Raw genomic sequence first — 26,190 nt, forward strand, 5'->3', positions numbered from 1 at the left:
AGTGCCGATCATAGGCGATGCACCCGCGCCACCCTCGCACCGTGCTCGAGGCGTCCCGGGAAGCAGCAGAGCCGGCGACCCCATGGGTCACCGGCTCTTCGTATGGCGACGCTTTCGGCGTCAGCGATCTCCGAATTCGTGCCGTTGGGCGATCGCGAGCAGCTCTTCGCGGACGGTGGAGTCCGGGAGGTCGTTGATCCGCGCGTAGAGACGACGGACTTCCTTGGCGCGCCGGCGCGACGCGCGGTACTGAGTGATGGACATGCGGTTCTTCTCCTCGATCGGTCCCGGATCAGCGGGACCTTGATGACGCTCGGTGTTGGACTACGGGATACCGCTTGTTCCAACGCCACCATCGTCTCTGTTAATTCTGCGTAAAACAACTTTCGCGGTGTGAGTTTGCGTACACCCCAACACATTTGAGCCAGCACACATCTGCGCAGGACTGTGACCGAGCCGACTACTTCCGGCTAGCGCTCGTCCTCGTCGTCGCCGTCGCGTTTGGACCGCAATTGGTACATCGCCAGGTCGGCGGGCACCCCGCTGGGCTTGGCGGCGAACATCTGCCTGCGGGCCCGGCGAGCGGTGACCCCCAGTGCCTCGAACTCGGCCGGGTCTATCAGGTCCAGCGTGGAACCGGAGACCATCACCCCGCCGCGGACGGCGCGTTCCATCACCCGGGCGGCGATGTTGACGTCGACGCCCAGCCAGTCGGCGCCGAGCCGCTGCGGCCTGCCGGTGTGCAGCCCGACCCGGATGCGCGGCGTATAACCCTCCACCTCAACGGTTTTCACGGCGTCACGGGCGGCCAGCACCGCGGTGACCGCAACGACGGGATCACGGAAGACGGCCATCAGCCCGTCGCCCATCCGTTTGACGATGTGCCCACCGCGATCCAGCAGCGGCGGTTCCACCGCGGCCGACACCAGCCGCAGCATCCGCAAGGTCAGATCGTCACCGGCTTGCAGAGACCACTCCGAGAAACCCACGAGATCGGTGAAGACGATGGTCACCTCGGGGTTGGCCGGTTTGCGGGACACCCGCTCGGTCAGCGCCTGCCACACCTGCAAACCGGCCAGGCTGACCTCCCGGGTGGCGGCATCGCGCGCACCGAGCAGCCGGTCGGCGGCCCGGGCGGCGGCGCGCGGACCACCGTCGCCGGCCATGGACAGCGGGTCACCGAAGTCCGGGTCGCCCGGCAGGGCGCGGCGTGCCCGGCGGATGAAGCCCACCACACCTGGGTTGGAGTTGGTGTCCTTGAACCATGCGGCGACGCGCTGGGCCGGCTCCTGCCGGTCCTGACCGCCCTCGGGCTCCATGTGGGAAACAGTATGTGGGACCGCCGGAACCGGGCAACGAGGGTAGCCGCGGCGTTTGCCGCCGGGCATCAAAAGGCCAGTTCACGTCCGCGCTGCAACCGAAGTACGGGAATGGCCGCAAAGACGAACAGTAGCCCGGCCATCAGGACATAGCTGTGAATTCCCGTGGCCGTGCTCACCGCAGTACCGGAAATCTGGGTGGCCTTGAGTATCTCGCCTCCGGCGACGTTGACGATCACGGAACCGAGCGCGAGTACGACGGAAACCAGTCCGGCGATCATGCCCTGCCGTTCTGGCGCTTCCAGGCTGGTCGCCAAGCTGTAGCCGGAGGCGCCGATCGCGCCGGCGGCCACACCCATCAGGGTGCCGCAGCCGATCGCCAACGGCAGCACCGTTGTTCCCACCACCATTGCGAACGTCGCCACCGCCCCAATGGCGATGCCGCCGAGCAGCGGGGCTCGCGGCCCCATCCGGCCCGCGATCCATCCGGCGCAGGTGCCGCCGACGGCGATGCCGAGGTTGGGTGCGGCAAGCAGCAGCGCGACCGCGCCACCGTCGCCCAGCCCGTAGCCGAGCCCCAGGTGGGGCGATACCTGGGCGACAATGCTGGTCAGTTGAAGCATGCTCCTGAACGCGCCCGCGGCCAGCACCAGAGCCAGCAGCGTCAACAGGATCGGTCGAGTCAAGCCCCGTAGGTCGATGATCGGTTGGTCGACGCGAAGCGCAACGAGCACCCAACCGGCCAGCGCGCTCACACCGGCCGCCAGCAGCGCGATCATCCCCGTATCCAGCCAGCCGACATCACTGCCGAGGCTGACGTAAGCGAGCACAGAACCGAGACCGCCACCGAGCAGGACCGCCCCCGCGATGTCGATGCGGCCGTCACCACGGACGGGCGACTCCGGGATGAAGGCGCGCACGCAGATCGCCGCGGCCGCAGCCAGCAGCGCCGCCACCAGGAACACGCTGCGGTAGCCGAATGCATCGATGGCAGGCTTCATCAGGAATGGCTCGAAGATGCCGACCACCGACGAACCCGAGGTCACGATCCCCACCATGGTCATCGCCACCGGCGGCGTGCAGATCTGCAGGACGAGGGCCACCGTGATGAAGATCGCGGCGAATGCGGCACCTTGCAGGAGCCGGCCCATCAGGAATACCCAGATGTTCGGGGCGACGAGACACAGCAGTGCACCTGCGCATGCGAGAACCAGTGTGCTGAGCAGGATCCGGCGCTTTCCGCAGAGGTCGGCCGCTCTTGCGAGCAGCGGTGACCAGAGCGCCCCCGCCAGCATCGCGCTGGCATTGAGCCAGGCGGCCTGATCGGTGTCGAAATGCTCCATCAGTTGGGGCAGGACCATCATCGGCGACCCGATGGCGACGTCGGCCAGCACGTTGGCAAGGGTGAGAACAGCGGCCCACACGATGAGGCGCGAATCCTTCACAGTGCCTGCAGCGCCTTGTTACGCGCGCTGATGGCAGCCCACGTGGTGGGCAGCATGCGGGCACGCCCGCTCTCGACACGACCCTGCGCGTGGGCCACGTACGGGCGTTGCCGAGACTCGTAGCGCGCGGGTTCGTCGCCGAGTTCTCCCGCGGAGAGCTGGCCGAGTTCTTCGGCGAGCAGACGGGCGCCGGTGAGGGCAAGAGAGGTGCCTCGCCCGGACAGGAATGAGGCGCAGTATCCCGCGTCACCGACGAGGACCACACGGCCGCGGTGCCAGGACGGTAGGCGCACCTGACTCGCGCCGGCGAGGTAGAAATTCGGATCCGTGCACGCCGCTTCGAGCAACTCGGGAATGCGCCACGAGCGGTGACCGGCGAAGGCGTCGACGAGAATCTGTCTCTGGGAGTCGATGTCGTGATGATCGTAATCGATTGGTGCCGAAAGAAACTGGAACACAGCGACGGTCTTGCCACCGTATCGGAAGACTCCGGCCATCTTTCCTGGCACGTTGTGGATCCTGTTGACGCCATCGGTGTCCGCCTGGGCGGGAAGATCGGCGAGGGCGAAGTACACCCCGAGATGGCGGAGGCAATGGTGGTCAGGTCCGAATACCAGCCTGCGCACCACCGAGTGTTGCCCGTCGGCCCCGATCACCAGGTGATATCGCCGGGCTCGGCCGGAGGCGAAACGCACATCACCGTCTTCGGCCAGCGCCACGATCGAGTCGCCGAAGCGGATCTGCACGCTGTCCGGGACCGCGTCGGCCAAGATGCGTACAAGATCCTCGCGGAGCAACTCGATGTCATCCTCGGAGTCGCTGACTTCGGCGAGCGGCAGCGGCGCCACGGGCTCGCCGCGGCCGTCGACGAAGTAGGTGCGCTCGGACATCCGGACCCGTCGATCCCGGATTTCGGCAAGCAGCCCCATGGTGTCCACCGCCGCGATCGCATCGCCTCGGATATCGATGGGCGTACCGGAGAGCCGGAGGTGGTGGGCGCGTTCGACAACGGTGACGTGGTGGCCGCGGGTGCCGAATTCGAGTGCACACGCCAGCCCCGCGATACCCGCGCCCGACACGAGAATTTCCATGGAACCGCCCGAGTTTCTCCTAAAGCGACTATCTGTCGCTTTAATGGCACGGTACACCATTGGTTTGCACCGCGACGCCGGACGTGACGACAATCGGCACCGGGGCAGAACACAGGAGGCAAGCGGGGCCATGGCCGAGGACCAGTCCGCCACCCGACGTCCAGGTGGTCGCACTGCGCGGGTCCGATCCCAGATCCTGGCTGCGACAGCCGAACTCGTCGCACGCGACGGTATCGCTGGATTCCGTTACGAGGAGGTCGCCGGACGTGCCGGCGTCCACAAGGCCAGCGTCTACCGCAACTGGCCCGACCGCGAAGAATTGGTGGTCGAAGCCCTGCTTACCTACGCCCGTGACCTCGCGTCCGTCGCCGATACCGGCGACATCCAGTCGGATCTGGTCGACTTTCTGGTCGCCCTCGCCGACGGCTTGCAGACACCTTTCGGGCAGACGCTCGAACGAGCCCTTCAAGCGGCCGATCAGCCCTCGGCCGTCCAGGCGCTGAGCAAGGTGCTGGACCAGCGGGTGGCCGCCATGCAGCAACGGGTGGATGCGGCCGTCGACCGAGGTGAGCTCCCGCCCGTCGACAGCGCCTTCCTCGGCGAAATGATCTCCGGGCCAGTACATCTGATCGTCAATCGCGGATTCCGCGCCTTCACCCGTGCCGATGCGGAGCGTGTCGTCACCGTGGTGCTCGCCGGGCTTCGAGCCACCGCATCAGAGGGCTGAGCGCGCTGGGTCAGCCGGACGATTCCCGGGCCGGTGCGACGGCCAGTGCCACGGCACCCACCGCAGCAGAAATGACGAAGGCGGCGGCGTCGGAGGTGGCGCCGGCGAAGAACCCGACCGCCGGGGCGCCGAGGGCCTGCCCGACAGCAATCGCAAGGAATGCCATCCCCACCCCGAATGCCGTGCTGTCGGGATAGACACGGACCGCCCACAGCAGTACCAGACCGGTGAGGGCGATGTAGGCCGACCCGAATGTCGCGGCCGCGGCCACCACAGCAATGCCATTGGTGGCGAACGCTGCGTACGCCAGAGTCGCACCGACCATCATGGTGAGGGCGATGCGCCAGGCGACAGTGAGGCCGACCCGCCGGGCGACATCACCGCTGAAGGCACCCGCGATCCCGGCGACGCCGAGCACCGCCCACGCCAGGACGGACAACGTGGACCCCAGGCCGGCGGTCATCTCACGTCCGAATGTCCAGACGGCCACACTCCCGATACCGACCAGCACCGAAGCTGCGACCAACCCCAGCGCACCGGGTCGCCAACCGGGGCGCGGCGCTGCGCGCTCGGTGCTGTCTGCCGATGGCGGGATCGCCCGAAACACAAGCATCGTCACGGCGGCCGAGATCACAGCCATGACGGCCCAGGCCAAACGCCAGTGGCCGAACAACAACAACGCAATCGGCGCGGAGAGGATGACCCCCACTCCGGTGCCGGCATTGACCACGGTCTGAGTTCGATCCCTGCGGCCCGAGTCGACCCAGCGGTTCACCGCGGCCGCAAGCGGCGGTGACGCAAGGCCCGTGCTGCTCCCGGCGACCACCACACCGACGAAGAGCACAAAGGTGGAGGGCGCCGTCGCGACGACGGAAAGCCCGCACGTGGCAACGACTCCCGCTGTCACCGCGGTATACCTCGCCCCTTTCCGTCTGGTGAGGACGGTGCTCACCACAATGGCGATGCAGTACCCGATGTAACTGCCGGATCCGATCGCCCCGACCAGTGCCGGCGTCAATGCGAACTCGTCGATCAACGTCGGCGTGAACAACCCGTAGGCGAACCGGGCGAATCCGTAGCAGCACGCGATCAGCATCGTTCCCGCTGACACGAGTGTGTTGTACGAGTGCCGCATTTGCCTCCGATGGCATCGATGCCGCGGCGCGCGTCCAGGCCGCCGCCGCGGCGACAGCGAATGGACCTCGAGTATGGCTGCCGCCGACTACGCCGTGCGCGCGGCCCGACGCGGCGTCATGGCCGACCGAGAGTCCGCGCGCTGTTTCCTTCGACAGTTGCCAAGGCACGTGGGTACGCAATAGTTTTTGACCAATCGTTCTTGAATGACTATTCTCAAACCATGGGCCGCCCACGTCAGTTCGATGAGACGAGCGCCCTGAACGCCGCAGCGGCGGCGTTTCGCCAGCGCGGATACGCCGCTACGTCCATCGATCACCTTGTCGAGGCAACTGGTGTGCATCGAGGCAGCCTCTACGGAGCATTCGGGAGTAAACACGGCCTGTTCCTGCGCGTTCTGGAAGCCGTCGCGCCCCCGAGTACGGATCCGGCCGATCGGCTCGACGTCGTCCTGATCGCACTGCTCGAACTCGCCCCCGACGACCCGCGTGTTCGTGAACGGGTGGTGGCGCTCCTCGAGGAAGCCGGCGTCACCGAAGAACAACTGGGCCGCCGATTACTGGTCCGCGCAGGAATACGATAGGAGATCGGTATGAGCATCAACCGAGTAACCGTCACCGGAGAACATCTCGTGATCGAGCCGGTGGGACTGAACAAGCTCTGGTCTTTCACGCGCCGCGTGCAGGTCCCGCTCCACAACGTGCGGGGAGCAACCCACGATCCGGGCATGAGGGATGAGCCCAAAGGGTGGCGCGGGCCCGGTCTAGGGCTTCCCGGCAAACTGTCGGGCACCTTCCATGCGGATGGAAAGAGGCAATTCTGGAACATCTCGGGCTACGACCGCGCAATCGTGATCACGCTGAACGCCGCAGAACGCTTCGATCGCCTCGTGATCACCGTCGAGGATCCGCATGAGGTGGTCCGAGTGATCAACAACGCCGTCGGCGCAGGCTGATCAGACCCGAGAATCAGAAGGGTGGCCAGTGCCGAAGTGCGCCGTCGGCCACAGCCTGTAATTCCTTACGGCTCACGCCCCCTGCCGCCTGAACGGCGATGCCGTTTCCCACGGTCAGCAGATATCGGGCCAACAACCCGGGATCTGTGCCCTGTGCCAGGTCGCCGTTTTACCCGAACCGGATTGTCCGACGAGCGCCACGGTCTTGCCGGCGACGACGGACAACGTCGCGTCGAGCACCACCGTGCTGATCTCGCGGGCGCGACGATGTCTGGAGCCGACGCCCAAGGCGTCGGTGCTCAACAAGACTTGTGCCCCATCAGGAGGCTTTACAGAAACCAATCAGCCGACCCTCCTGCGGACGAACTGACTGATCCGGGTGATCGCCAGCACCGAGAAGACGATTGCTGCCGCCGTACAGATCAACAGTCCGGGGGTTCTTCGCCACGGTGCCGATGCCCCACATCGCTGACGCGGTCACCGAAACTGTCCGCGCACTGGACACCTTGAGGGCCGACGGCGTGGTGTTGCTTGCCAACAACAACGGCGTGTATATCGGCCAAGATGGCCAAGACGATCTGTGGGCCGCTCTGGACGCGCGGGCGGCGGTGGTGTTCATCCACCCGGCCGACCTACCCGGACCGGAGGTCCCCGGCGTCTTGCCGTTCGCGGCCGACTTCCTGCTGGACACCACGCGTGCGGCGTACCTGCTGGTGCGCAACGGTATTCGACGTAAGTACCCGAACATCAGCTTCATCCTGAGTCACGCCGGCGGATTCGTGCCCTACGCCAGCCACCGCATGGCCGTGGCGATCCTGGGCGACACCGGACGCAACCCGGCCGACAGCCTCGACGATTTCGCCAGCTTCTATTTCGACACCGCTCTGTCCTCGAGCCCGGCGGCGCTGCCGACGCTGCTGGCCTTCGCCAAACCTGGCCACATCACCTTCGGCTCCGATTGGCCTTTCGCCCCTCTGGCTGCCTCGAAACTCTTCGCCGCCGGCCTCGAGGATTACCGAATGGACGAAACCACCAGAGCAGCAATCGAACACAACACCGCGCTGCGCCTCTTCCCACGGTTGGGGTCAGCGCCGGCATCACCGGAACGCGGTGTGGTGGATGCATTTCGTCATGCGGTGAGCCGCACGGCAATGCGCGGTCTCGCGAAATTGATTGCCTCGCAATGAGACACCGACCGAACGGGGAGACCCGCTACCTCGCGTCTGCGGGCGCCAGAGCTGCGGGCGGGTCGAATGTCATCGACACCGATGTTCCTGAAGGCCCGGTATCCAAGTGAAAGCGGGCGCTCATGACGCGCATCAGGTGCAGTCCACGTCCGCGGAACCGGCTTGGAGTTTTCGAGGCCTTCCAACGGCCTGAGTCATCGACATCGATGCGAATGGCGCCGGTGTCCATCTGCGCCGAAACCCGCACCAGACCCTCGCCACGGTTGCTGTAGCCGTGCTCCATGCTGTTGGCGCAGGCCTCTACAACAGCCAAGATGACGTCCGCGGCGAGTTCGGCGGACACACCGGCGCCGTCCAACCAGCGTGCCAGTACGCGGCGCACAGCGCCTAAACGGCGTGGCTCAGCACTGAACTCCAGATGTAACGGTACCGCCGGTCGGCGAGTGCTTGGAGTGGGCGCGATGTCGTGCTGCCCCGAAGCTGACGACGACTGGTCGAATGAGCCCGGGGCGGCATCGAGGCACTGTGCTGCATCCTCGAGGGAAACGAAACGCGCGGCCGTCCTCAACGGGAATTCGCAAGATTGAGTGTGGACACGGCACGCACAACAGGGAAGAGCACATGGTGTCTATAGCCAGTCTCACTTGGAGTATGCAGCCCGGCGGGTCACAGTTCCCCACCATCGCGAGCCCTGGAGCACGCCGTTACCCCACTGTTCGTCACCGACCGGGTCGTTGCGGGACAGCGAGGTGGCTCAGACCTTGATCGCCTCTAACGCCACTGCCAACGTCGGATGCAAGTCCAACACCTCATCGAGGCCGATCAATGACATGGGCCGCCGGGTCACATGCCCGTCGGCGACGACCGCGAACCGCACCTCGGATGCCGTGGATTGCTGGAACGCGACGAGCACTCCCATCCCATGTGAGGCCAGGAACGTCACCTCGGTCAGATCGATCACCACCGCCAGGGGTCCCCTGGCCAACGCTGAGGTGATCTCGCGTTCCAGGTCCGGCGCCGACAGCATGTCAACCTCACCCATGCAGTGAATTACTACGGTCGTGTCGCGCCAGTGTTGATTGAATACGCCGTTGGGCGCAGTTGGAGCATTGGTAATGGACTGCGTCATGAAGCTTCCTCGCTATGTGAGGTCAGGTGACGCGCGGTGTCTGGCAGGCTGAAGCTGAACCGGGCAAGCAAAGCGCTTTATAGAGTCACTGTACTCGACAATCTCCGATCTGGAGTCATCAGCTGCGGTCACCTCGGGAGTGCAGTTCTCGCGGGTAGGCAGAACCGCGCTGGCGCCGAACGGCGGCACCGGCCTTACTCGAGCCCCGCTGATCCGCGCCGAAATCGTGTGGATTACGGGCCGTTCATCGAAGAAAGCACTCCCCTCACCTGGTTGACCGGCGCCACCGCTGACGTCGACGCGGCGCGAGCCCACAACAGGTCGCCGCACACCACGACGGAGGTGCGAAACCTCCTGCCATGGAGCGCAATTCCGTAAATGGTGGCACACCGCCTCGGCCTGAGATCAGCGGATCACGCGGTATCGCAGGTGAACAACGCCGGGCGCCTCCAGCACCCGAACGAGGTCGAGCTTCGGTACGCCGCGCTCGAGGCCGTCGAACAGGCGCTCACCCGAGCCCAAGATGTCGGAGTTGACCTGTAGGTCGATCTCGTCGACGATCCCTGCCACAAGTGCTTGCCGGGCACACGAAGCTCCACCTGCAATGGAGATGTCGCCGCCGTCTGCAATCGCCGTGGCCTGCCGGTAGGCGGATTCGATTCCGTCGGTGACGAAGAAGAAGGTGGTCCCGCCCTTCAGCTCGATCGGGGCGTGTTCGTAGTGGGTCAGCACAAACACCGGGCAGTGGTACGGCGGCTCATCGCCCCACCATCCTTGCCACCCCGAATCGCCCCACTCACCCCGAATGGGCCCGAACATGTTGCGGCCCATGATCGTTGCTTTCATACCGTCTAGCATTTCGGAGGCGACCTGCCGATTGACAGGGTGGTCCTTGGCGGGTCCGATATGCCATTCGTGCAGTGCTTCACCGCCGACCCCCAGCGGGTTCTCGCTGCTCTGATGAGGTCCAGCGACGTATCCGTCCGCTGAGACGGACATCGAGAGATTCGTTTTGCTCATATCGCCTCCGTTTCGTCGGGTGCCGATCAGCCCGTCGTCACTCTTACAGACTCGGATGCACCCCCGGATTCATCGCGCACCCGGCGGGAGACCCCTCGGGGCGCCGTCGCGCTGGGTGCACCGTGTTCACAACGATTCGACAAGGCTCGCGTGTGGCGTTGCGATGAGTTCTGACCTCCGGTGCAGTCTGATCTGCATGGGCAAACTCATCTATGGCTTCAACGTGTCGGTGGACGGGTACATCGCCGATGCGCAAGGCAACATCGACTGGTCCGATCCGAGCGAAGAACTACACCAGTACTGGAACGATTTCGAGAGGGAAACCGCCCTGTCGTTCTACGGGCGTCGGCTCTACGAACTGATGTCCGCCTATTGGCCGACTGCTGACAAGGCCCCAGACGCCACCCCGCTGATCGTCGACTTTGCGCACATCTGGCGCGACATGCCCAAGGTCGTGTTCTCGCGCACCCTGGAGTCCGTCGACTGGAACTCCCGCCTGGAACGCGGCGACCCGGTTGAGGTGGTGAGGAAGCTGAAAGCCGAAACCGACGGCACGCTGGAGGTGGCCGGCGCGACGCTGGCCGCGCCGATCGTGCGGGCCGGGCTGGTGGATGAGTACCGGATCGTGGTCGCGCCCACCGCCCTGGGCGGCGGCACCCCGTTCTTCCCGACCCTGCCGTCATGGATCTCGCTGCGACTGCTGGAGAACCGCACCTTCCCGGGTGGCACGGTCCTGCTGCGCTACGCGGCTGAACACGACTGATCGGACACACAGCCAGATGATGTGCCGATGCACTATGACGACTCCGACCTGTGAGTTTTCAGGTTCGTTCAGCGTTCACACGCCGGACCGTAGGGAGACGTGAGGGCTGCGGCCGTGGGTACGGCGGTAGAGGCCGGCAAAGCGGCCGGTGTGCGCGAAACCCCATTTTGCGGCGATCACCGCGACGGTCGTGCGGGTGGGGTCGGAGGCCAGCAGCTCGTGATGGGCGTGGTTCAGGCGTACGCGGCGCAGATACTCCATCGGCGTGCAGTCCAAGTGCCGACGGAACATGTATTGCACAGAACGGGGGCTCATGTACACGGCACCGGCGATGTCGTCGATGGTGATATCCCGTTGCGCGTTCTCGTCGATGAACGCGGTGGCGCGGCGCAGCAGAGTGGGTGTGCTGTCGCGGCGCTTCTCAATGTTGGGCTCCGCCAACAGGGTGTTGGGGAAGGCGCCCAACGCCGAGGCCGCCAACAATGTGGCGGCGTTCGAGGACACGAGGTCTGACGCGCGCGCGATGTCATTGCTCGCCACCTCGACTCTCAGATATTCGATGACATCGTTGAGTTGTTTGCCGGCGCGCCCGGAAATGGGCCGCTGTCCGGTCAACTCGACGGCTGTCTCCCGGTTGCCCGGGCGGTCACTCACGCGGTCGAAGAGGGCAGGATCGAACATGGTGATGTCGTAGCGGGCATTCACCCGGCCGGAATACGCCACTTCTGGCGGCGTAAGCACGGCGATGTCGCCGGGGCCGAGGACATCGAGGCCCGCGCCGCTCGGTGTTATCGAGCCCGAATGCACGCGCACCAGGCAGACGCGCTGCAGCGGGTCGGCGCTGTAGGACATCTCGAAGCCCAGGGCAATGTTGTCGAAGGTCACTGATCCCAGCGACCGCCGAGACAGACGTGCGCGAGAAACCCGTCGATCACTGCGTATCCGCATTCGCGTGTACGAGCACGCCAGAAATTCTTCGGTCTCGGCCAGGTCGGTGCTGTCGAACTCGAAGTCCTGCATCGCTTGTCCCCTTACACCTCAGAGCCAGGGGTACCCTCCAGAGCTCGAGTCAGCACACCGGCCCTGTAGGAGGTAAGGCCAGCGCCCATCAGGCGGCGGCCAAGGGTCCGGCGCCTCCGAGGTGGTAGTCCATACCGCTACGATTGATCGCCGGCGACGATCCGCGCGGCCACATCGCTGATGGTCCGATCGGGGTCTTTCGGGCACATCGCGCGCAGGATTGCGAAGGCGGTGTCCGCGTCGACGCGGTGGCGTTCCATCAGGATTCCGGTGGCCTGGCCGATGGCCTCGCGGCTTGCCAGAGCGTCCCGAAGTCGGCGTTCACGCTGGGATGCACTGACCGCCAGACTGACGCACGCAGCGAAGATGAGGCTGTCTTCGAGAGAGTCATCGTCGAATGCATACGCCGAGTTGGCGTAGAAGTTCAGCACACCGATGGTGGTCGTGTCCTCGAACAGTTGCAACGTCAACACCGTACGCACCGGCGTGCGCGCCAGCACAGCCGCTCGGTACTCCGGCCATCGCATATCCAGCTCGAGATCATCGATCACCACGGGATGGTCTGACGTAGCCAAGAGCCAGGGCCCCTGTCGACTGTTGCGTGCGATGTCGTCGATGGTCCGCACTGACGCATCAGTGACACACAGGGAGATCATCTCGGATCCGCGAAAGACGACGACGCCCGCTGACGTGGCCCCAGGCACTGATTCCGGTGCGCAGGACAGAATGTCAGAGATCCCGCCCCAATCGGTGATCCCACGGTCCTGTACTTCGCCGATTTCGCGTAACGCAGCGTGGAGGGACCTACGCTCAGACCCCCACTCTCGTGGGCCGTCCGCGAGCGGAGAAGATTCTTCGCCGTACATGGGGCCTCGCAACTGCATCTCCTTCACCCGCTGGGCGGAGCATGCCAAGTTGACAGGAAGTCCGCAACAAAACCCGAGCATGTTTGCGCTGAATGGACGACCCGGTGCGGAACCTGGCGCCTACCGCAGGACAGCCCACTGTGCGACTACCGGTTTGCCAGCAGTGAGGGCTACTGGTTCAAGGTGCGGTGCGGTGTCGTGCCGTACGCCTGCCGGTAGTAGCGGGCGAAACGGCTCTGGTGTGCGAACCCCCACCGGGCAGCGATTTCGGCGACAGAATCCAGCGCGGGGTTGGCGCGTTGAAGGTCGCGGTGGGCAAGGTCCAATCTGACTCGCCGTAGGTACTGCATGGGGGTGCAGTCCAGGTGCCGCCGAAACAGGTACTGAACACCGCGAGGGGTCATGTGCACGTAGCCGGCAATATCAGCCAGAGAAAGCGGCAGATGGGCATTGTCGTCGATGAAGGACACGGCGCGTTGCAGGGCGGCGGTAGAGGCATCGTGACGATCGGAATGGGTGGGTTGGCTTTGCGCGGTGTTCGGGAAGGCGGACAGGACCAAGCTGGCCAACATTTGAGCTCCGGTATCGGCGATCAAGGCAGAACCGCCGACTGCCGTGTCGGTCAGTGCGTACCTGTGCAGATAATCGACGAAGGCGCTCAGCCGGGCACCGCCTTCCTTACGTGGACGGTGGTCCAACAGGCTCACCGAGCGTGTCGCGGGCCCGTCCGCGGGCGCGGCGATGCGGTTGAGCTGTGCGATGTCGAACATCACGACGCCGTAGTGGGTGCGGTGCAGTTGACCGGCGTACGACTGATCCGGGGGCGCCAGCAACGCGATGTCGCCGGGCATGAAGACGTCCTCCACCCCGCCGAAACGGTTCACGAGATTGCCGGAGCGAATCCGACACACGCAGATCTGGCCCAACGGCTCAACGTCGAAATCCATGGTGAAGTCGAAATCGAGTACGTCGAGGTTCGTTGTCCCCAACCAGCGACGCGTGATCCGGGTGCGCGGGTTCGGCTCCCGCCCGCCGATTCGGAGTCGCGTGTAAGCATCGACAAGAAACTCCTCAGTTTCGCCCAGATCAGTACTGTCGAAAGTGAAGTCATCCACGCTGAGCACCTCCCAGGCCGCCCCGCCCGCCTTAAAGCTTTCTCCTTCTTGCGAACTCGGCCAACCGCCGGCGAACAAGTCCCAGTAGTTCGACAGCATAACCGCCCGTACCGGCAGAGAAGTTGAATTGAATGTGTTGCGCGGCAGTCACGCCGGTGTGAAACGTTCCACTCGGGAGTCCGAGAGGCGCCGCCCTAGACGCGGCGAGGAGCGGGAGTGGCGCCGAGCGCTTCCAGATATCGCTAGCACTGACGAACGGGACTCGTGTCACGGGCGCTTGCGGCAATTTCGCGGTTGCGATCACCCAGCGCTGGCCGTTCTCGGTCGGTCGTAGCTGGAAAGGCTCGCGGCGTCCTGATCAGCGCCGTAGGGCATTCAGATTCTCGGCGGTGTCGTGGGCACTGTGGTGCGCAGTTCGGCAGCGGAGGGCAGGTCCACTCGTGTGGCGCGCAACACTGAGCACTCGCGCCTCGAGGCGCACCCCTGTTGACGTGCGCGGTAGTAACGCCGGTAACACACTGCGTCACAAGGCATTTACGTGTACTGGCAGAAACGGACGGCGTATTCGGCTCGGAGCTGGCAAAAAACCACGGTCAGCCGGCCCATCGTGAACAAGATCACTACCATGTGACCCGATCCCGAACCGGCAAGATGAGGCGCTGAGCTGGGCATTTCCCTGCTCAGTCGGCGGTTCGCGGCCTGTCGGCACCGGCCCGACCAACCGCGCGCGGCCTACGCCGATCGAGATCCCCGAGGATGTCGGACCCACGGTCTACCATTCCTGCGGCACACCCGGCATTCAGTGAAAGGACGAGCAGTGAGTTACACCGCCGCCGACATCACCGAGCTCGACGATGTCCAGCACACACGCCTGCGGCCGGCGGTGAACCTCGGTCTGGACGTTCTGAACACCGCGCTGCGCGAGCTTGTGGACAACGCCATCGAAGAGGTCGCCGATCCCAACCACGGCGGAGCATGCGTCACCATCACCTTGCACGCCGATGGATCGGTCAGCGTCGCCGACGACGGCCGCGGCCTGCCCGTGGACTCCGACCCGGTGAACGGGAAGAACGGCATCGTCAAGACCCTGGGGACCGCGCGCGCGGGTGGCAAGTTCTCCGCACACGTCGACGCAACCAGCACCGGCGCCGGCCTGAACGGAATCGGCGCCGCGGCGGCGGTGTTCATCTCCGCCCGCACCGATGTGACCGTACGCCGCGCCGGGAAGACCTACCTGCAGAGTTTCGGCGGCGGCTACCCCGGGGTGTTCGAGGGTAAGGACTTCGACCCGAACGCGCCGTTCACCCGGGCCGACACGCAGAAGCTGCGTGGCTCCGCAAACCGCAAACCGGACGCGCACGGCACCACGGTGCGCATCCTGTTCGACCCGACCGTCGTTCCGGATTCCAGCGTGGACATCAACGAGGTGCTGCTGCGGGCACACGCCGCTGCGCGAATGTCGCCCGGGGTACACCTGGTCGTTGTCGACGAAGGATGGCCGGGTGAGGACGTCCGGCCCGAGTTGGTCGAGCCGTTCAGTGGTCCGTGGGGCACCGACACCCTGTTGGACCTGATGTGCACCGCCGCCGGTACGCCGGTACCCGGCGTGCGAGCCGTGGTGGAGGGCCGCGGCGAGTACACCACCGGCCGCGGCCCCACTCCGTTCCGTTGGTCGTTGACCGCCGGACCCGCCGAACCGGCCACCGTCGCCGCGTTCTGCAACACCGTGCGCACCCCCGGCGGCGGGTCCCACCTGACCGCCGCGGTCAAAGGGCTGTCCGAAGCACTGGCAGATCGCGCGTCGCGCATCCGCGACCTGGGCCTGGCCAAAGGCGAGGACGGCCCGGAGGCCCAGGACTTCGCCGCGGTGACCGCGCTGGCGGTGGACACCCGCGCACCCGACGTGTCCTGGGACTCCCAGGCCAAGACCGCGGTGTCCTCGCGATCACTGAACGTGGCGATGGCCCCCGACGTCGCACGCAGCGTCACCATCTGGGCGGCCAACCCCGGCAACGGCGACACGGTGTCGCTGTGGACCAAGCTGGCGCTGGAAGCCGCCCGGGCGCGGCGCAGCGCCGAAGGCGCCAAGGCCCGCTCGCGGGCGGCGTCGAAAGCCAAGGGTCTGGGAACCAACCTGTCGCTGCCGCCGAAACTGTTGCCCAGCCGGGAGACCGGACGCGGCTCGGGAGCCGAATTGTTCCTGTGTGAGGGCGATTCGGCGTTGGGCACCATCAAGGCCGCGCGCGACGCCACGTTCCAGGCGGCCTTCCCGCTGAAAGGCAAGCCGCCCAACGTCTACGGCTTCACCCTGAACAAGGCGCGGGTCAAAGACGAGTTCGATTCGATCGAGCGCATTCTGGGCTGCGGGGTTCGTGATAGCTGCGACCCCGAATTGTGCCGTTACGACCGGATCTTGTTCGCCTCCGACGCCGATCCCGATGGCGGCAACATCAACTCGAGCCTGATCTCGATGTTCCTGGACTTCTACCGGCCATTGGTCGAGGCCGGGATGGTGTACGTGACGTTGCCGCCGCTGTTCGTGGTCAAGGACGGCCAGTCGCGGATCTACTGCCAGGACGAGTCCGAACGCGACGCCGCCGTGGCACAGATGAAGGCCACCTCCAAACGCAAGGTCGAGGTGCAACGCAACAAGGGTCTCGGCGAGATGGATGCCGACGACTTCTGGAACACCGTGCTGGATCCGCAGCGGCGCACCGTGATTCGGGTGAACCTCGATGACGGTGATTCGAAGCTGCACCACACGTTGTTCGGCGGGCCGCCGGAGGGCCGGCGCACGTGGATGGCCGATGTCGCCTCCCGCGTCGACACTGCATCTCTCGACCTCGACTAGGAAGAACTATTGTGACCGCCACGCTGGATATTCCTGAGCAGAATCCGGATCTGGTGCTCGACCAGAGCGCCGACGACTACTGGAACCGCTACCAGCTGACCTTTGCGCTCTACAGTGTCAGCGACCGCGCCATCCCGTCGGCGTTCGATGGGCTCAAGCCGGGTCAGCGCCGCCTGCTGTACCAGATGTACGACTCCAGATTGCTGCCGGGAAACAAGCCGCAGAAGTCCTCGAAGGTCTGCTCGGCCGTGACGGGCAACCTGCACCCACACGGCGGCGCTTCCATGTACGGGGCCGCGGCGCTGATGGCCGCGGAGTTCCAGCGCGTGAAAGTGATTGACGGACAAGGTGCTTTTCCCCGTATCCAGGGTGACATTCCCGCCGCCGACCGCTACACCGAGATGCGATTGTCGGCACCCGGTGCGGCCCTGACCGCCGAACTGGCCGACCACGCCGTGCCGATGGTCTCGACGTTCGACGGTGAGTGGGTAGAGCCGACGGTGCTGCCGGCCCAGTGGCCGGTGCTGCTCTGTAACGGTGCCGTCGGCATCGCCGAAGGCTGGGCCACCAAGGTACCGGCACACAATCCGCGTGAAGTCATGGCCGCCTGCCGGGCGCTGCTGAAAACCCCGAACATGACCGACGACAGGCTGGTGAAGCTCATTCCCGGCCCCGACTGGGGCTGCGGCGCCACCGTGGTCGGCACCGCCGGGCTGCGGGAATACATCACCACCGGCCGGGGCGCATTCACGGTGCGCGGCACGGTCTCCGTCGACGGAAAAAACTGCATCATCACCGAGCTGCCGCCCGGTGTCGCGAGCAACACTGTGCAAGACAGGATTCGGGCCCTGGTCGAGTCCGGCGAGATGTCCGGGGTGGCGGACATGTCGGACCTGACCGACCGCCGCAACGGGTTGCGCATCGTCGTCACCGCCAAACGCGGGCACAGCGCCGAGCAGATTCGCGAGCAACTGCTGGCCCTGACGCCGCTGGAGTCGACGTTCGCCGCCAGCCTGGTCGCACTCGACGAGAACCGGGTGCCCCGCTGGTGGTCGGTACGCGAACTGATCGCCGCATTCCTGTCGCTGCGCGATTCGGTGGTGCTGCACCGCAGTCAGTACCGGCTGGAGAAGGTGACTGCGCGCCGCCATCTGGTGGCCGGCCTGATGACCATCCACCTCGACATCGATACCGCCGTCGCGATCATCCGCAACTCCGAGACCGTTGACGAGGCACGCCAGGGCTTGCAGGATCACTTCGCCATCGATGCCGAACAGGCCGATTATGTTCTCGGACTCCAGCTTCGACGCCTCACGAAGCTCGACGTTATCGAACTGCAGGCCGAAGCAGAGAAGCTGGACGCCGAGTTCGCCGAGCTCACCGAGCTGGTGGGCAACCCCGACGCGCGCCGGGTGGTGATCGACAAAGAGCTGGTGGAGACCACGAAACTGTTCAAAGGCCCCGAGTTCGACCGTCGCACCGTGCTGGACTTCGACGCCACCCCCGTGACGTCCGGCGCTGACGAGGACGGGCCTCGTGAGCGGAAGGTCAACGCCGCCTGGCGCTTGGATGACCGCGGCGTGTTCTCCGACAGCCACGGCGACCTGCTCACGTCAGGTCTGGGCTGGGCGGTGTGGACCGATGGTCGGATCAAGTTCACCACCGGCAACGGGCTGCCGTACAAGATCCGCGACATCCCGGTGGCGCCGGATATCACCGGGCTGGTGCGCTCGGGTGTGCTGACGCCCGGCTCACACCTGGCGCTGGTGACCCGGCGCGGGAAGGTGCTCCGCATCGACCCCGCGGCGGTGAACCCGCAGGGCGCAGCCGGCAACGGTGTGGCCGGAGTGAAGCTGGCAGGCGACGGCGACGAGGTCATTGCCGCACTGCCGCTCACCTGTGAGAACGGCGAGGCCATCCTGTCGATATCCGAAAAGGGCTGGAAGGTCACCGAAGTCGCCGATATCCCGGTGAAAGGCCGCGGTGGCGCCGGGGTCGGGTTCCACCCGTTCGTCAACGGCGAGGACGCACTGGTGGCGGCAACGGTGTCGGCCACCGGCTTCGTGCGGGGCAAGAAAGCGGTGCGGGCCGAGAATCGCGCGAAGGCGTCGATCAAGGGTTCCGGCGTCGATGTGACACCCGCTCCGTAGAGCGTCCGCCTTCCGTTCAGGTGAAGAGACTCAGCCCGCGGACTCGTCGGCAGGGATACCGTGTGCATCGGTGCAGCGACGGAGGGACGGGAGCACGATGAGCCGAGTGGGGCAAGCGCCGGACGCCGTCGCACAGACCGTCCTCGATGATCTGCGGCACAGATTGTTGTCTTACCGACGTGTGGAATTGCCCGCGGGATTCGGGTGGGAACGCGGAGTGGATGGCGACTACCTCGTGAGTCTGATCGAATACTGGGCCGCCTCGTACGACTGGCGACGGCATGAGGATCGGGTCCTGGCTCTGCCCTGGGTACTCACAGCAGACGGAAGCCAGACCCCGATCCGGGCGATCCATCAACGAGCACACCACGACGACAGCGCCGCGGTCCTGCTCCTGCACGGCTGGCCCGACTCGATCCTGCGGTTTCAGAAAGTGCTGCCTCTCCTCGCGGACCTGCATCTCGTCGTACCGGCGCTGCCGGGATTCCCGTTCGCTGCGCCCACCGCTCGTCGCGGACTGTCTGCCGCTGACGCCGCAGATGCAGTCGCAAAAGCCATGGCGGAACTGGGATATGACCGCTACGTCGTGTCGGCAGGGGACGTGGGTTGCGATGTCGCCGAAGTGATCGCAGACCGCTATGGCCGCCATGTCGCCGCCCTCCACCTCACCGACGTCTCGCAATACCGATACCTGGTGGACCCGCCGACGGACACCACCGACTCCGAGCGCGCCTACATGGAACACGGTCACCGCTGGCAGGACGCTGAAGGGGGCTACATGCACCTGCAGCGAACCAAACCACACACCGTGGCCGTCGCACTCGGCGACTCCCCGGCCGGACTCGCCGCCTGGATTCTCGAAAAGCTTCGTTCCTGGACCGATTGCAACGGTGACGTGGAAACCGTGTTCACCCGTGACGAGTTGCTCACCTGGATCACTGCGTACTGGGTCAGCGGAGCGATCGGAACGTCCTTCACGCCCTACGTCGAAGGCGGAGCACATCCCGGGCAGCGCCTCGAGATCCCCACCGCTTTCACCATCTTCCCGAAAGACCTCGTCAACGCGCCGCAGGTATTCGCGGAACGCTTCTTCACCGTACGTTCGTGGGTCGAAGCACCCCGGGGCGGACACTTTGCGGCATGGGAGTGCCCTGCCGACTACGCCGCCGGCGTTCGAACCGCAGTGGAACTGTCCGCGTGATGGATGTGCTCTCAAATGTGGGCTTCAATCACGTTGCCCCACAGGACAAGTGGTTCACCACCCACGTTCAGCGCCGTTGAGCTTGCACCGCCAGAGCGCCGTCGCTGCCACAAATGTGGTGGCGGATACGCCTGACAAGCATGCGGTTGCGGCGAGTGGGTACATACCCACCCATGACCAACACGCAGCCGCCAGCGAACACGGACAACCAGCGAGAATCGGAATCGCCCGCGGCGGGACAGCCGGACACCGTTGTCATCTTCGCTCCCCTGCCGGTCCTGACCGTCACCGTGGAGAACCGTTCCGGCGAGGCCGACATCCATGTCCACGCCGGGGGCCAAGGTGTGTGGCAGTCACGTATGGTGTCCTCCCTCGGCGTGCCGGCCGTGCTGTGCGCCGCGCTCGGAGGGGAGACCGGGTCGGTGCTCGGCCACCTACTGCCCGCGACCGATGTGACCGTCCGAAGCGTCCCGGTCAGCTCCCGCAACGGGGCCTACGTGCACGACCGTCGCACGGGCAGCCGGGAGATCATTGCCGAGAGCCCAGGGAGCCCGCTGGACCGCCACGAACTGGACTCGCTCTACGAACTCACCCTCACCGAAGGCCTCACCCACGGTCGTGTCCTGCTGTCCGGGCCGCAGGACGACCGGGTGGTGCCCGCCGACCTGTACCGGCGCCTGGCCACCGACCTCGGTGCCAACGGGTGCAAAGTCGCCGCTGACCTCGCCGGCGAACGACTCGAGGCGGTGCTCGCGGGCAAGCCGGATCTGATCAAGGTCAGCCACGAGGAACTCCTCGACGACGGCCGGGCGAAATCCGAGGAACCCGAAGACCTCGTTGAGGCCATGCGCTCTCTGCGCGACGAGGGCGCGGGCACCATCGTCGTGTCACGGTCCGGGGCGGCACCCGCGTTGGCCCTGCTCGATGGCCAAGACTCCGACGGTGCCGTCGTGGAGATCGTGATGCCGAAGTTGGAACCCGCCGACCCAGCCGGCGCCGGGGACTCCATGACGGCGGGGATGGTCGCCGCGCTGGCGAGCGGTCGCTCACTACGCCAGGCGTTGCGGATCGGTGCGGCTTGCGGAGCGCTCAACGTCGTACGCCACGGCCTGGGCACCGGCGGCGCCCAAGCCGTGGAGACCCTCGCCGAACGAGTCGAGCTGCGCCCGTGGAAATAGCGGACTCGGGTGTGAAGCCGATGGCCGAGGAGATGGAGGAAAACAGGTGCCACGTGCATTGGTGACCAACGACGACGGGATCGACTCGCCCGGCCTGCACGCTTTGGCCGCCGCCGCACGAGAGGCGGGCCTGGACGTCATCGTTGCCGCACCCGCGGAGCAGGCCAGCGGAGCCAGCGCGGCGCTGAGCGCGGTCCGCCACGAAGGCCGCACGCTGGTCGAGCGTCGAGAGGTGCCCGGCCTGCCCGGCGTCGAGGCGTGGGCGGTGCAAGCGCAGCCCGGACACATCGTCGCCGCGGCGCTCAACGGGTGGTTCGACCCGCGCCCGGACCTCGTCCTGTCCGGAATCAATCACGGCGCGAATGTCGGTCGCGCCGTGTTGCATTCGGGCACCGTCGGCGCAGCGTTGACCGCGAAGATCAGCGACACCCGTGCGCTGGCGGTGTCATTGGATGTGGCGCTGCATCCCACCGGCGAGCGGCATTGGGAGACGGCGGCCGGTCTCGTGGCGCCGGTGTTGGAACTGCTGCTGGATGCGCCGGAAACCACCGTCCTGTCCCTGAACGTTCCTGACCGCCCGGCAACCGGACTGGGACCGATCCGCCACGCCCGTCTGGCACGGGGCGGGGCGGTGCAGACGCGTGTGGACGAGGTGCGCGAGGGCGACGTGCGGATGGCGGAGGTCGAAATCTCCGATGAACCCGAGCCCGGTACCGACAGCGCGCTGCTGGCTGCCGGGCATCCGACGCTCACGGAGCTCAGGTCCGTCGAGGCGCACGACAGCGGTCTGGTGGACAGCTGGCACGAGGCGGTAAACGGGCGAGGCATGTCCTGAGGCCGGCGGGGCAAAGTGCTTACAGCCTGAATCCCCCAGTGGCGCAGCAGTATTGCGTTGCGCTGGCGGTAACCCTGTGTTCTTGGTTGTCCCCGGCAAGCGGTATTGCGCAACGGTGATACGTGTCCGAGTTTCGCCGCTGGCTGAGATTCGTCGTCCTTTGCTGTCGATACCCGGCGGCCCACTCAGCGCTGTCGCAGGAGTCCAGGGCGGGCGTCAGGGGTTAAGCTCGAATTAACCCCCATGGAGAAATTCGAGATTGTTGTAAAGGCGTGCCGTTCCTAGTGTGATCTGCGTAATGATCAACGAAGGATGTGACATGCCAGAGGACACAGCTGCTCCCCTCAGCCGGGGTCATCGGGATTCATGGTCCGGCGACGTAGACCCAGGCCGCCGGCCGTTTTCTGCTGATTCCGGACCAAACTGCGGCACGCGACGACTCAGTTGGCCCACCAGCGCCGCTGCGTTCCCCGGTGATGTCACGTCGATTCCCGGGCAGCACCCCCGGCCAGTGTGGCCGCCGAATCGTCCTTCGCGCCACCTCCCTGGAACTGAGAGAAAGCCATGACCTCTGTCGAAGTACTGCCACTGATCGCGTTGGTGGCCATGTTCGTCATAGCGACGTTCTTCCCCATCAACATCGGCATCCTGGGCTTCATCGGCGCCTTCGGCGTCGGGGCGTTCATGCTCGGCTACGACGACAAGGAAATCCTTGCCGCGTTTCCGAGCTCGATCGTCCTGACGATCATCGGCGTCACCTACTTCTTCGGCATGGCCAAGAAGAACGGAACCATCGACCTGATGGTGAACGCCTGCATCCGGGCCGTCCGGGGCAAGGTCACCATCGTGCCGTGGGTGTTCTTCTTTTCCGCCTCAGTGCTCACCGCGTTGGGAACGTTCAGCCCGGCCGCGGTCGCGCTCATCAGCCCGGCGGCGATGTCCTTCGCCGCCAGGACGAAAATGAGCCCGCTCGTCATGGGCATCATGACAATCAACGGAGCCCACGCCGGGGCGTTTTCCCCCATTTCAGTGTCCGGCGTCCTGGTCCGCGACATCGTTGAATCCAGCGGTCTGACCATCAGCCCGTGGACCCTGTTCTTGTCCAGCTACGGGATCAACCTGCTTCTCTCCGTGCTCACCGTGATCGGTTACGCCGCACTGGCCCGGACCCGCAACCTGGAGTTCAGCGCCACCGGCTCCGCGGCGGCGACCACCGGCACCCCTGGCGGAACCGGTGCATCCACCGTCCGTCCCGCCGCGCCTACCGGCGGCGGCGCGTCCGGGGGGACCAGCACCCAGGTGCTCACCCGCCCTGCACAGACCGATGTCCTCGTCGAGACCCAGGTCCATCCGGTGACATTCGTCCAGAAGCTGACGCTGTTCCTGATCGCCGCGGTCCTCGTCCTGGTCCTGGTGTTCCACCTGCCCATCAGCTTCATCGCCATCGCAGCAGGCGCAATCCTGGCCTTCACCGACTTGTCCAAGCAGAACGAGGCCATCGCAGGAATCAGCTGGTCCACCGTCCTGCTCGTCGCCGGCATGGTCACCTACATCTCGCTCATGCAGGAGATCGGCACCATCGACCACCTGGCGGAAATGGCGATCACCATCGGCGCTCCACTGGTCGTCGCGGTCGTTCTCTGCTACGTGATCGGAGTGACCTCGGCGTTCGCCTCCTCCACCGCGCTGCTGACGGCCGTGATCCCACTGGCGCTGCCGCTGCTGCAGACCGGCGCCCTGCCCGTCGTCGGTTTGGTTGCGGCGCTGGCCATCTCAGCCACCGTGGTCGACGTGTCACCCTTCTCGACCAACGGCGCGCTCGTGCTGGCCAACGCCCAGGGCATCGAGCGGCCGCGGTTCTACCGCCAGCTGCTGCTCAACGCGGGCATCGTCGTCGCGGTGGCACCGGCGCTGTGCTGGCTGCTGCTGGTCGTAGCGCCCGGCTTCCTCTGATCGACCCTGGATGAGGGTTTAGCTCAGCTGAACCCTCATCCACATATTCCTGATTGTTCTTCACCCCGATCTGCGCCAGGCTGAATACACGGCCACTTCGCAGCTGCATCGGGTCAACCAGCATGGCCACTTCATCCGAAAGGCAGGAACCGATGTTCACTCTCCGAGGAACATGGATGCGCGGAGGCACCAGCAAATGCTGGCTGTTCAACGCAGTGGACGTCGATCCGCTGCTGACCCAAGCAGGCGGCCTTGACGCGATGCTGACCTCGGCCTTCGGGTCGGGCGACCCCCGCCAGCTCGACGGCGTGGGCGGCGGTAGTTCGACAACCTCCAAGGCGGCCATCGTGCGCCGCTCCGAGACCCCAGGGATCGACATCGACTATCTCTTCGCCCAGGTCGCCATCGGTGAACGCCGGGTGGAGTGGGGCAGCAACTGCGGCAACTGCGCCACCGCCATCGGCCTGTTCGCCCTGCAGTCGGGGCTCGTCGCGGTGGATCCGGTGATGACCACGGTGCGGATGCGCAACCAGAACACCGGCGCTGTACTCATGGCGGAGATCGCCACGCCGAACCGCGCGGTCCCCACCGAGGGTGACGCCACCGTGCCCGGGACCAGCGCCCTCGGTGTTCCGGTGGGCTTGACGTTCACCGGCCTTGCCTGCTCTATCGGCACGCTGCTGCCCACCGGCAACACCGTCGACCGTGTGACGGTGGCGGGGGCCGGCTACACCGCCACTATGGTCACCGCCGGCGCGCCGGCGACGTTGTTCGACGCCTCGGACGTCGGATTGACCGGCGCCGAGGACAATTCGGTCGTCGCCGATCACGTGCCCCTGCTGGTCGAGCTTCGGCGGGCATCGTCGCTGCGGATGGGACTGAGCCAACCGGGTGATCCGATATCGCATGCCATCCCCAAGGTGGGAATCGTCGGTCCGCCGCGGGACTACCGGACCAACACCGGTGAGTTGATCAGAGCGGGCGACTACGACGTGTCGGTCCGCATGTTGTCGATGTTGGCCCCACATCCCGCAATCGGGCTCACGTCTGCCGTCGCCGTGGCAGCGGCTTCGACCGTCAGAGGCGGAACTGTATCCTCGGTCATGACTGTGGGCCAATCAAATTCGATCCGTCTCGGAACACCGGCCGGAGTTCTCCACGTCGATCTGACCGCCTCTGTCGACGGCACATTGGACTCGGTGACCTTGCACCGCGCGGCACGCCGCATCGCCTCGGCCGAGCTGTTCGTGACCGAACCCGCTCGAGACCTGATCGGCGCCGCCCGATGATCATGGCGTTCTGAAGCCATCCTCCAGGCGGTGAGCTGCCGCCGCACTCACCGCGATGGCTTCCTGCGCGGCCGGGCTGAGCCGCCGCTCCGCGAGGTGCGCGATCAAGATCCTGCGTTGAGGGGGCCGCGCCAGAGCGATGGACCGGACATCCGGCCGCGGGTTCAGAACCGCCAGCCGGGGAGCAATCGCAACACCCAACTCGACGGCCACCATGGCCTGCACCTCACCGTAATCATGCGCGAATACACTGGTGCGCGGTGTGAAACCGCCTTGCTGACAGAGTTTCTCGAGGGTCTGCGCTACCGGGTGATCGTCTGCGCGCACCACCCACGACTCGTCCCGAAGTTCTTGGATCCGAATAGAATCCCGGTCAGCGAGGCGGTGCCGATCCGAAACCAACAGCATGGTGGGATCGTTCATCAAGTGGTGACAGACAAGCGTCGGGTCATCGACGCGATTCCACTCGTAGTCCCAGAGCAGCGACAGTTCCGTCTCACGCCGCCGCAGTGCGTCCACCAGCTGATTGAAGCGGCCACTGAGGACTGTCAGTTCGACACCCGGGTGGCGGGTCTTGAACTCCTTGACCACGAGCGGCAGCAATGACGCCCCCGCTGTCGGGAACGTCCCAATCGCTAGTACGCCGGCACGCAGGCCCCGAATCTCCGCCAATTCGGCGTCTGCGGCTTGGAGCTCGATCAGGATGCGTTCGGTGTGGCGGACTACCGCACGGCCGGCATCGGTCAACACGATCCCGCGGGAATGTCGCTCCAGTAGCGGCTGTCCAGCCTCCTTCTCCAGCTTCGCAATCTGCTGTGACACAGCCGACGTCGTGTAACCGAGCGCTTCTGCGGCCGCAGTGATCGACCCGTGCTGAGCCACCTCACGAAGGGTGAACAGCCTGTTCATGTCGAGCATGTCGACCTCCGTGGTATCGGCGAAACAATGCACCTCCGACCGGC

24 protein-coding genes and 1 pseudogene are annotated in these 26,190 nt (G+C 65.6%); 12 read left to right on the top strand and 13 right to left on the bottom strand.

All coding sequences use genetic code 11. The features are described from left to right. Positions 1-120 precede the first annotated feature (120 nt). The 4 genes from NL241_RS19940 to NL241_RS19955 form a co-directional block, all read right to left on the bottom strand. Complete coding sequence (locus NL241_RS19940) at positions 121-264, bottom strand: hypothetical protein (RefSeq protein ID WP_487695229.1); 144 nt, start codon at positions 262-264, stop codon at positions 121-123. Between the two features lie 206 nt (positions 265-470). Next, positions 471-1,319, bottom strand: coding sequence for an adenylate/guanylate cyclase domain-containing protein (locus NL241_RS19945; RefSeq protein ID WP_494394816.1), 849 nt, complete (start codon positions 1,317-1,319; stop codon positions 471-473). Positions 1,320-1,387: 68 nt separating this feature from the next. Beyond that, the gene (locus tag NL241_RS19950; RefSeq protein ID WP_494394817.1) at positions 1,388-2,764 is read right to left on the bottom strand and encodes an MFS transporter; all 1,377 of its coding nucleotides are present in this window, start codon (positions 2,762-2,764) and stop codon (positions 1,388-1,390) included. Beyond that, positions 2,761-3,855, bottom strand: coding sequence for an FAD-dependent monooxygenase (locus tag NL241_RS19955; protein ID WP_494394818.1), 1,095 nt, complete (start codon positions 3,853-3,855; stop codon positions 2,761-2,763). Before NL241_RS19955 ends, NL241_RS19950 begins: the two co-directional genes overlap by 4 nt. Before the next feature lie 130 nt (positions 3,856-3,985). On the opposite strand from NL241_RS19955, the gene NL241_RS19960 reads away from it, so the two are divergent. Continuing rightward, complete coding sequence (locus tag NL241_RS19960; protein WP_494394819.1) at positions 3,986-4,582, top strand: TetR/AcrR family transcriptional regulator; 597 nt, start codon at positions 3,986-3,988, stop codon at positions 4,580-4,582. A gap of 10 nt (positions 4,583-4,592) precedes the next feature. On the opposite strand, the gene NL241_RS19965 is transcribed toward NL241_RS19960, so the two are convergent. Next, entirely contained in the window at positions 4,593-5,693 is a 1,101-nt protein-coding gene (locus tag NL241_RS19965) for an MFS transporter (protein ID WP_494394820.1), read from the bottom strand. 246 nt (positions 5,694-5,939) lie between these two features. Here NL241_RS19965 and NL241_RS19970 point away from each other — a divergent pair, with 246 nt between their 5' ends. After that, positions 5,940-6,299 (top strand): TetR/AcrR family transcriptional regulator, encoded by a 360-nt coding sequence (locus tag NL241_RS19970; RefSeq protein ID WP_494394821.1) that lies wholly within the window; start codon positions 5,940-5,942, stop codon positions 6,297-6,299. Between the two features lie 9 nt (positions 6,300-6,308). Next, positions 6,309-6,671, top strand: coding sequence for a hypothetical protein (locus tag NL241_RS19975; protein WP_494394822.1), 363 nt, complete (start codon positions 6,309-6,311; stop codon positions 6,669-6,671). A gap of 114 nt (positions 6,672-6,785) precedes the next feature. On the opposite strand, the gene NL241_RS19980 is transcribed toward NL241_RS19975, so the two are convergent. Next, complete coding sequence (locus tag NL241_RS19980) at positions 6,786-6,974, bottom strand: hypothetical protein (protein WP_494394823.1); 189 nt, start codon at positions 6,972-6,974, stop codon at positions 6,786-6,788. Between the two features lie 131 nt (positions 6,975-7,105). Between NL241_RS19980 and NL241_RS19985 the strand changes: the two are divergent. Next, a pseudogene (locus NL241_RS19985) lies at positions 7,106-7,858 on the top strand (amidohydrolase family protein); the annotation flags it as partial. Between the two features lie 25 nt (positions 7,859-7,883). Here the strand turns inward: NL241_RS19985 and NL241_RS19990 are convergent. From NL241_RS19990 to NL241_RS20000, 3 genes are all read right to left on the bottom strand, one after another. Further along, on the bottom strand, positions 7,884-8,426 hold the full coding sequence (locus tag NL241_RS19990) for an ATP-binding protein (RefSeq protein WP_487695240.1): 543 nt from the start codon (positions 8,424-8,426) through the stop codon (positions 7,884-7,886). A 186-nt stretch (positions 8,427-8,612) separates the two neighbouring features. Then, on the bottom strand, positions 8,613-8,987 hold the full coding sequence (locus NL241_RS19995; RefSeq protein ID WP_487695242.1) for an STAS domain-containing protein: 375 nt from the start codon (positions 8,985-8,987) through the stop codon (positions 8,613-8,615). Positions 8,988-9,392: 405 nt separating this feature from the next. Continuing rightward, positions 9,393-10,007, bottom strand: coding sequence for a dihydrofolate reductase family protein (locus NL241_RS20000; protein ID WP_487695243.1), 615 nt, complete (start codon positions 10,005-10,007; stop codon positions 9,393-9,395). 196 nt (positions 10,008-10,203) lie between these two features. Between NL241_RS20000 and NL241_RS20005 the strand changes: the two genes are divergently transcribed. After that, positions 10,204-10,770 (top strand): dihydrofolate reductase family protein, encoded by a 567-nt coding sequence (locus tag NL241_RS20005; RefSeq protein WP_487695244.1) that lies wholly within the window; start codon positions 10,204-10,206, stop codon positions 10,768-10,770. Positions 10,771-10,845: 75 nt separating this feature from the next. Here NL241_RS20005 and NL241_RS20010 read toward each other — a convergent pair whose 3' ends face one another. The 3 genes from NL241_RS20010 to NL241_RS20020 all read right to left on the bottom strand — a co-directional run bounded on the left by NL241_RS20010 (position 10,846) and on the right by NL241_RS20020 (position 13,870). Then, on the bottom strand, positions 10,846-11,655 hold the full coding sequence (locus NL241_RS20010; RefSeq protein ID WP_494394824.1) for a helix-turn-helix transcriptional regulator: 810 nt from the start codon (positions 11,653-11,655) through the stop codon (positions 10,846-10,848). A 272-nt stretch (positions 11,656-11,927) separates the two neighbouring features. Further along, positions 11,928-12,341 (bottom strand): ANTAR domain-containing protein, encoded by a 414-nt coding sequence (locus NL241_RS20015; protein ID WP_494394825.1) that lies wholly within the window; start codon positions 12,339-12,341, stop codon positions 11,928-11,930. A 485-nt stretch (positions 12,342-12,826) separates the two neighbouring features. After that, positions 12,827-13,870 (bottom strand): helix-turn-helix transcriptional regulator, encoded by a 1,044-nt coding sequence (locus NL241_RS20020; protein ID WP_494394826.1) that lies wholly within the window; start codon positions 13,868-13,870, stop codon positions 12,827-12,829. Positions 13,871-14,588: 718 nt separating this feature from the next. Between NL241_RS20020 and NL241_RS20025 the strand changes: the two genes are divergently transcribed. The 7 genes from NL241_RS20025 to NL241_RS20055 all read left to right on the top strand — a co-directional run bounded on the left by NL241_RS20025 (position 14,589) and on the right by NL241_RS20055 (position 25,228). Then, complete coding sequence (locus tag NL241_RS20025; protein ID WP_494394827.1) at positions 14,589-16,622, top strand: toprim domain-containing protein; 2,034 nt, start codon at positions 14,589-14,591, stop codon at positions 16,620-16,622. A gap of 11 nt (positions 16,623-16,633) precedes the next feature. Then, entirely contained in the window at positions 16,634-18,772 is a 2,139-nt protein-coding gene (locus NL241_RS20030) for a DNA gyrase subunit A (RefSeq protein ID WP_494394828.1), read from the top strand. Between the two features lie 97 nt (positions 18,773-18,869). Then, complete coding sequence (locus NL241_RS20035) at positions 18,870-19,973, top strand: epoxide hydrolase family protein (protein WP_494394829.1); 1,104 nt, start codon at positions 18,870-18,872, stop codon at positions 19,971-19,973. A 173-nt stretch (positions 19,974-20,146) separates the two neighbouring features. Further along, positions 20,147-21,151 (top strand): 1-phosphofructokinase family hexose kinase, encoded by a 1,005-nt coding sequence (locus NL241_RS20040; RefSeq protein ID WP_494394830.1) that lies wholly within the window; start codon positions 20,147-20,149, stop codon positions 21,149-21,151. 46 nt (positions 21,152-21,197) lie between these two features. Then, on the top strand, positions 21,198-21,986 hold the full coding sequence (gene surE, locus NL241_RS20045) for a 5'/3'-nucleotidase SurE (RefSeq protein WP_494394831.1): 789 nt from the start codon (positions 21,198-21,200) through the stop codon (positions 21,984-21,986). A 564-nt stretch (positions 21,987-22,550) separates the two neighbouring features. After that, positions 22,551-23,939, top strand: a complete 1,389-nt coding sequence (locus tag NL241_RS20050; RefSeq protein ID WP_494394832.1) for an SLC13 family permease — start codon at positions 22,551-22,553, stop codon at positions 23,937-23,939. Positions 23,940-24,115: 176 nt separating this feature from the next. After that, entirely contained in the window at positions 24,116-25,228 is a 1,113-nt protein-coding gene (locus NL241_RS20055) for a PrpF domain-containing protein (protein ID WP_494394833.1), read from the top strand. Here NL241_RS20055 and NL241_RS20060 read toward each other — a convergent pair whose 3' ends face one another. Then, a complete protein-coding gene (locus tag NL241_RS20060; RefSeq protein ID WP_494394834.1) occupies positions 25,229-26,146 on the bottom strand; it encodes a LysR family transcriptional regulator in 918 nt (305 codons plus the stop codon). Positions 26,147-26,190 lie beyond the last annotated feature (44 nt).

The organism is Mycolicibacterium sp. SMGY-1XX, from assembly GCF_059132455.1.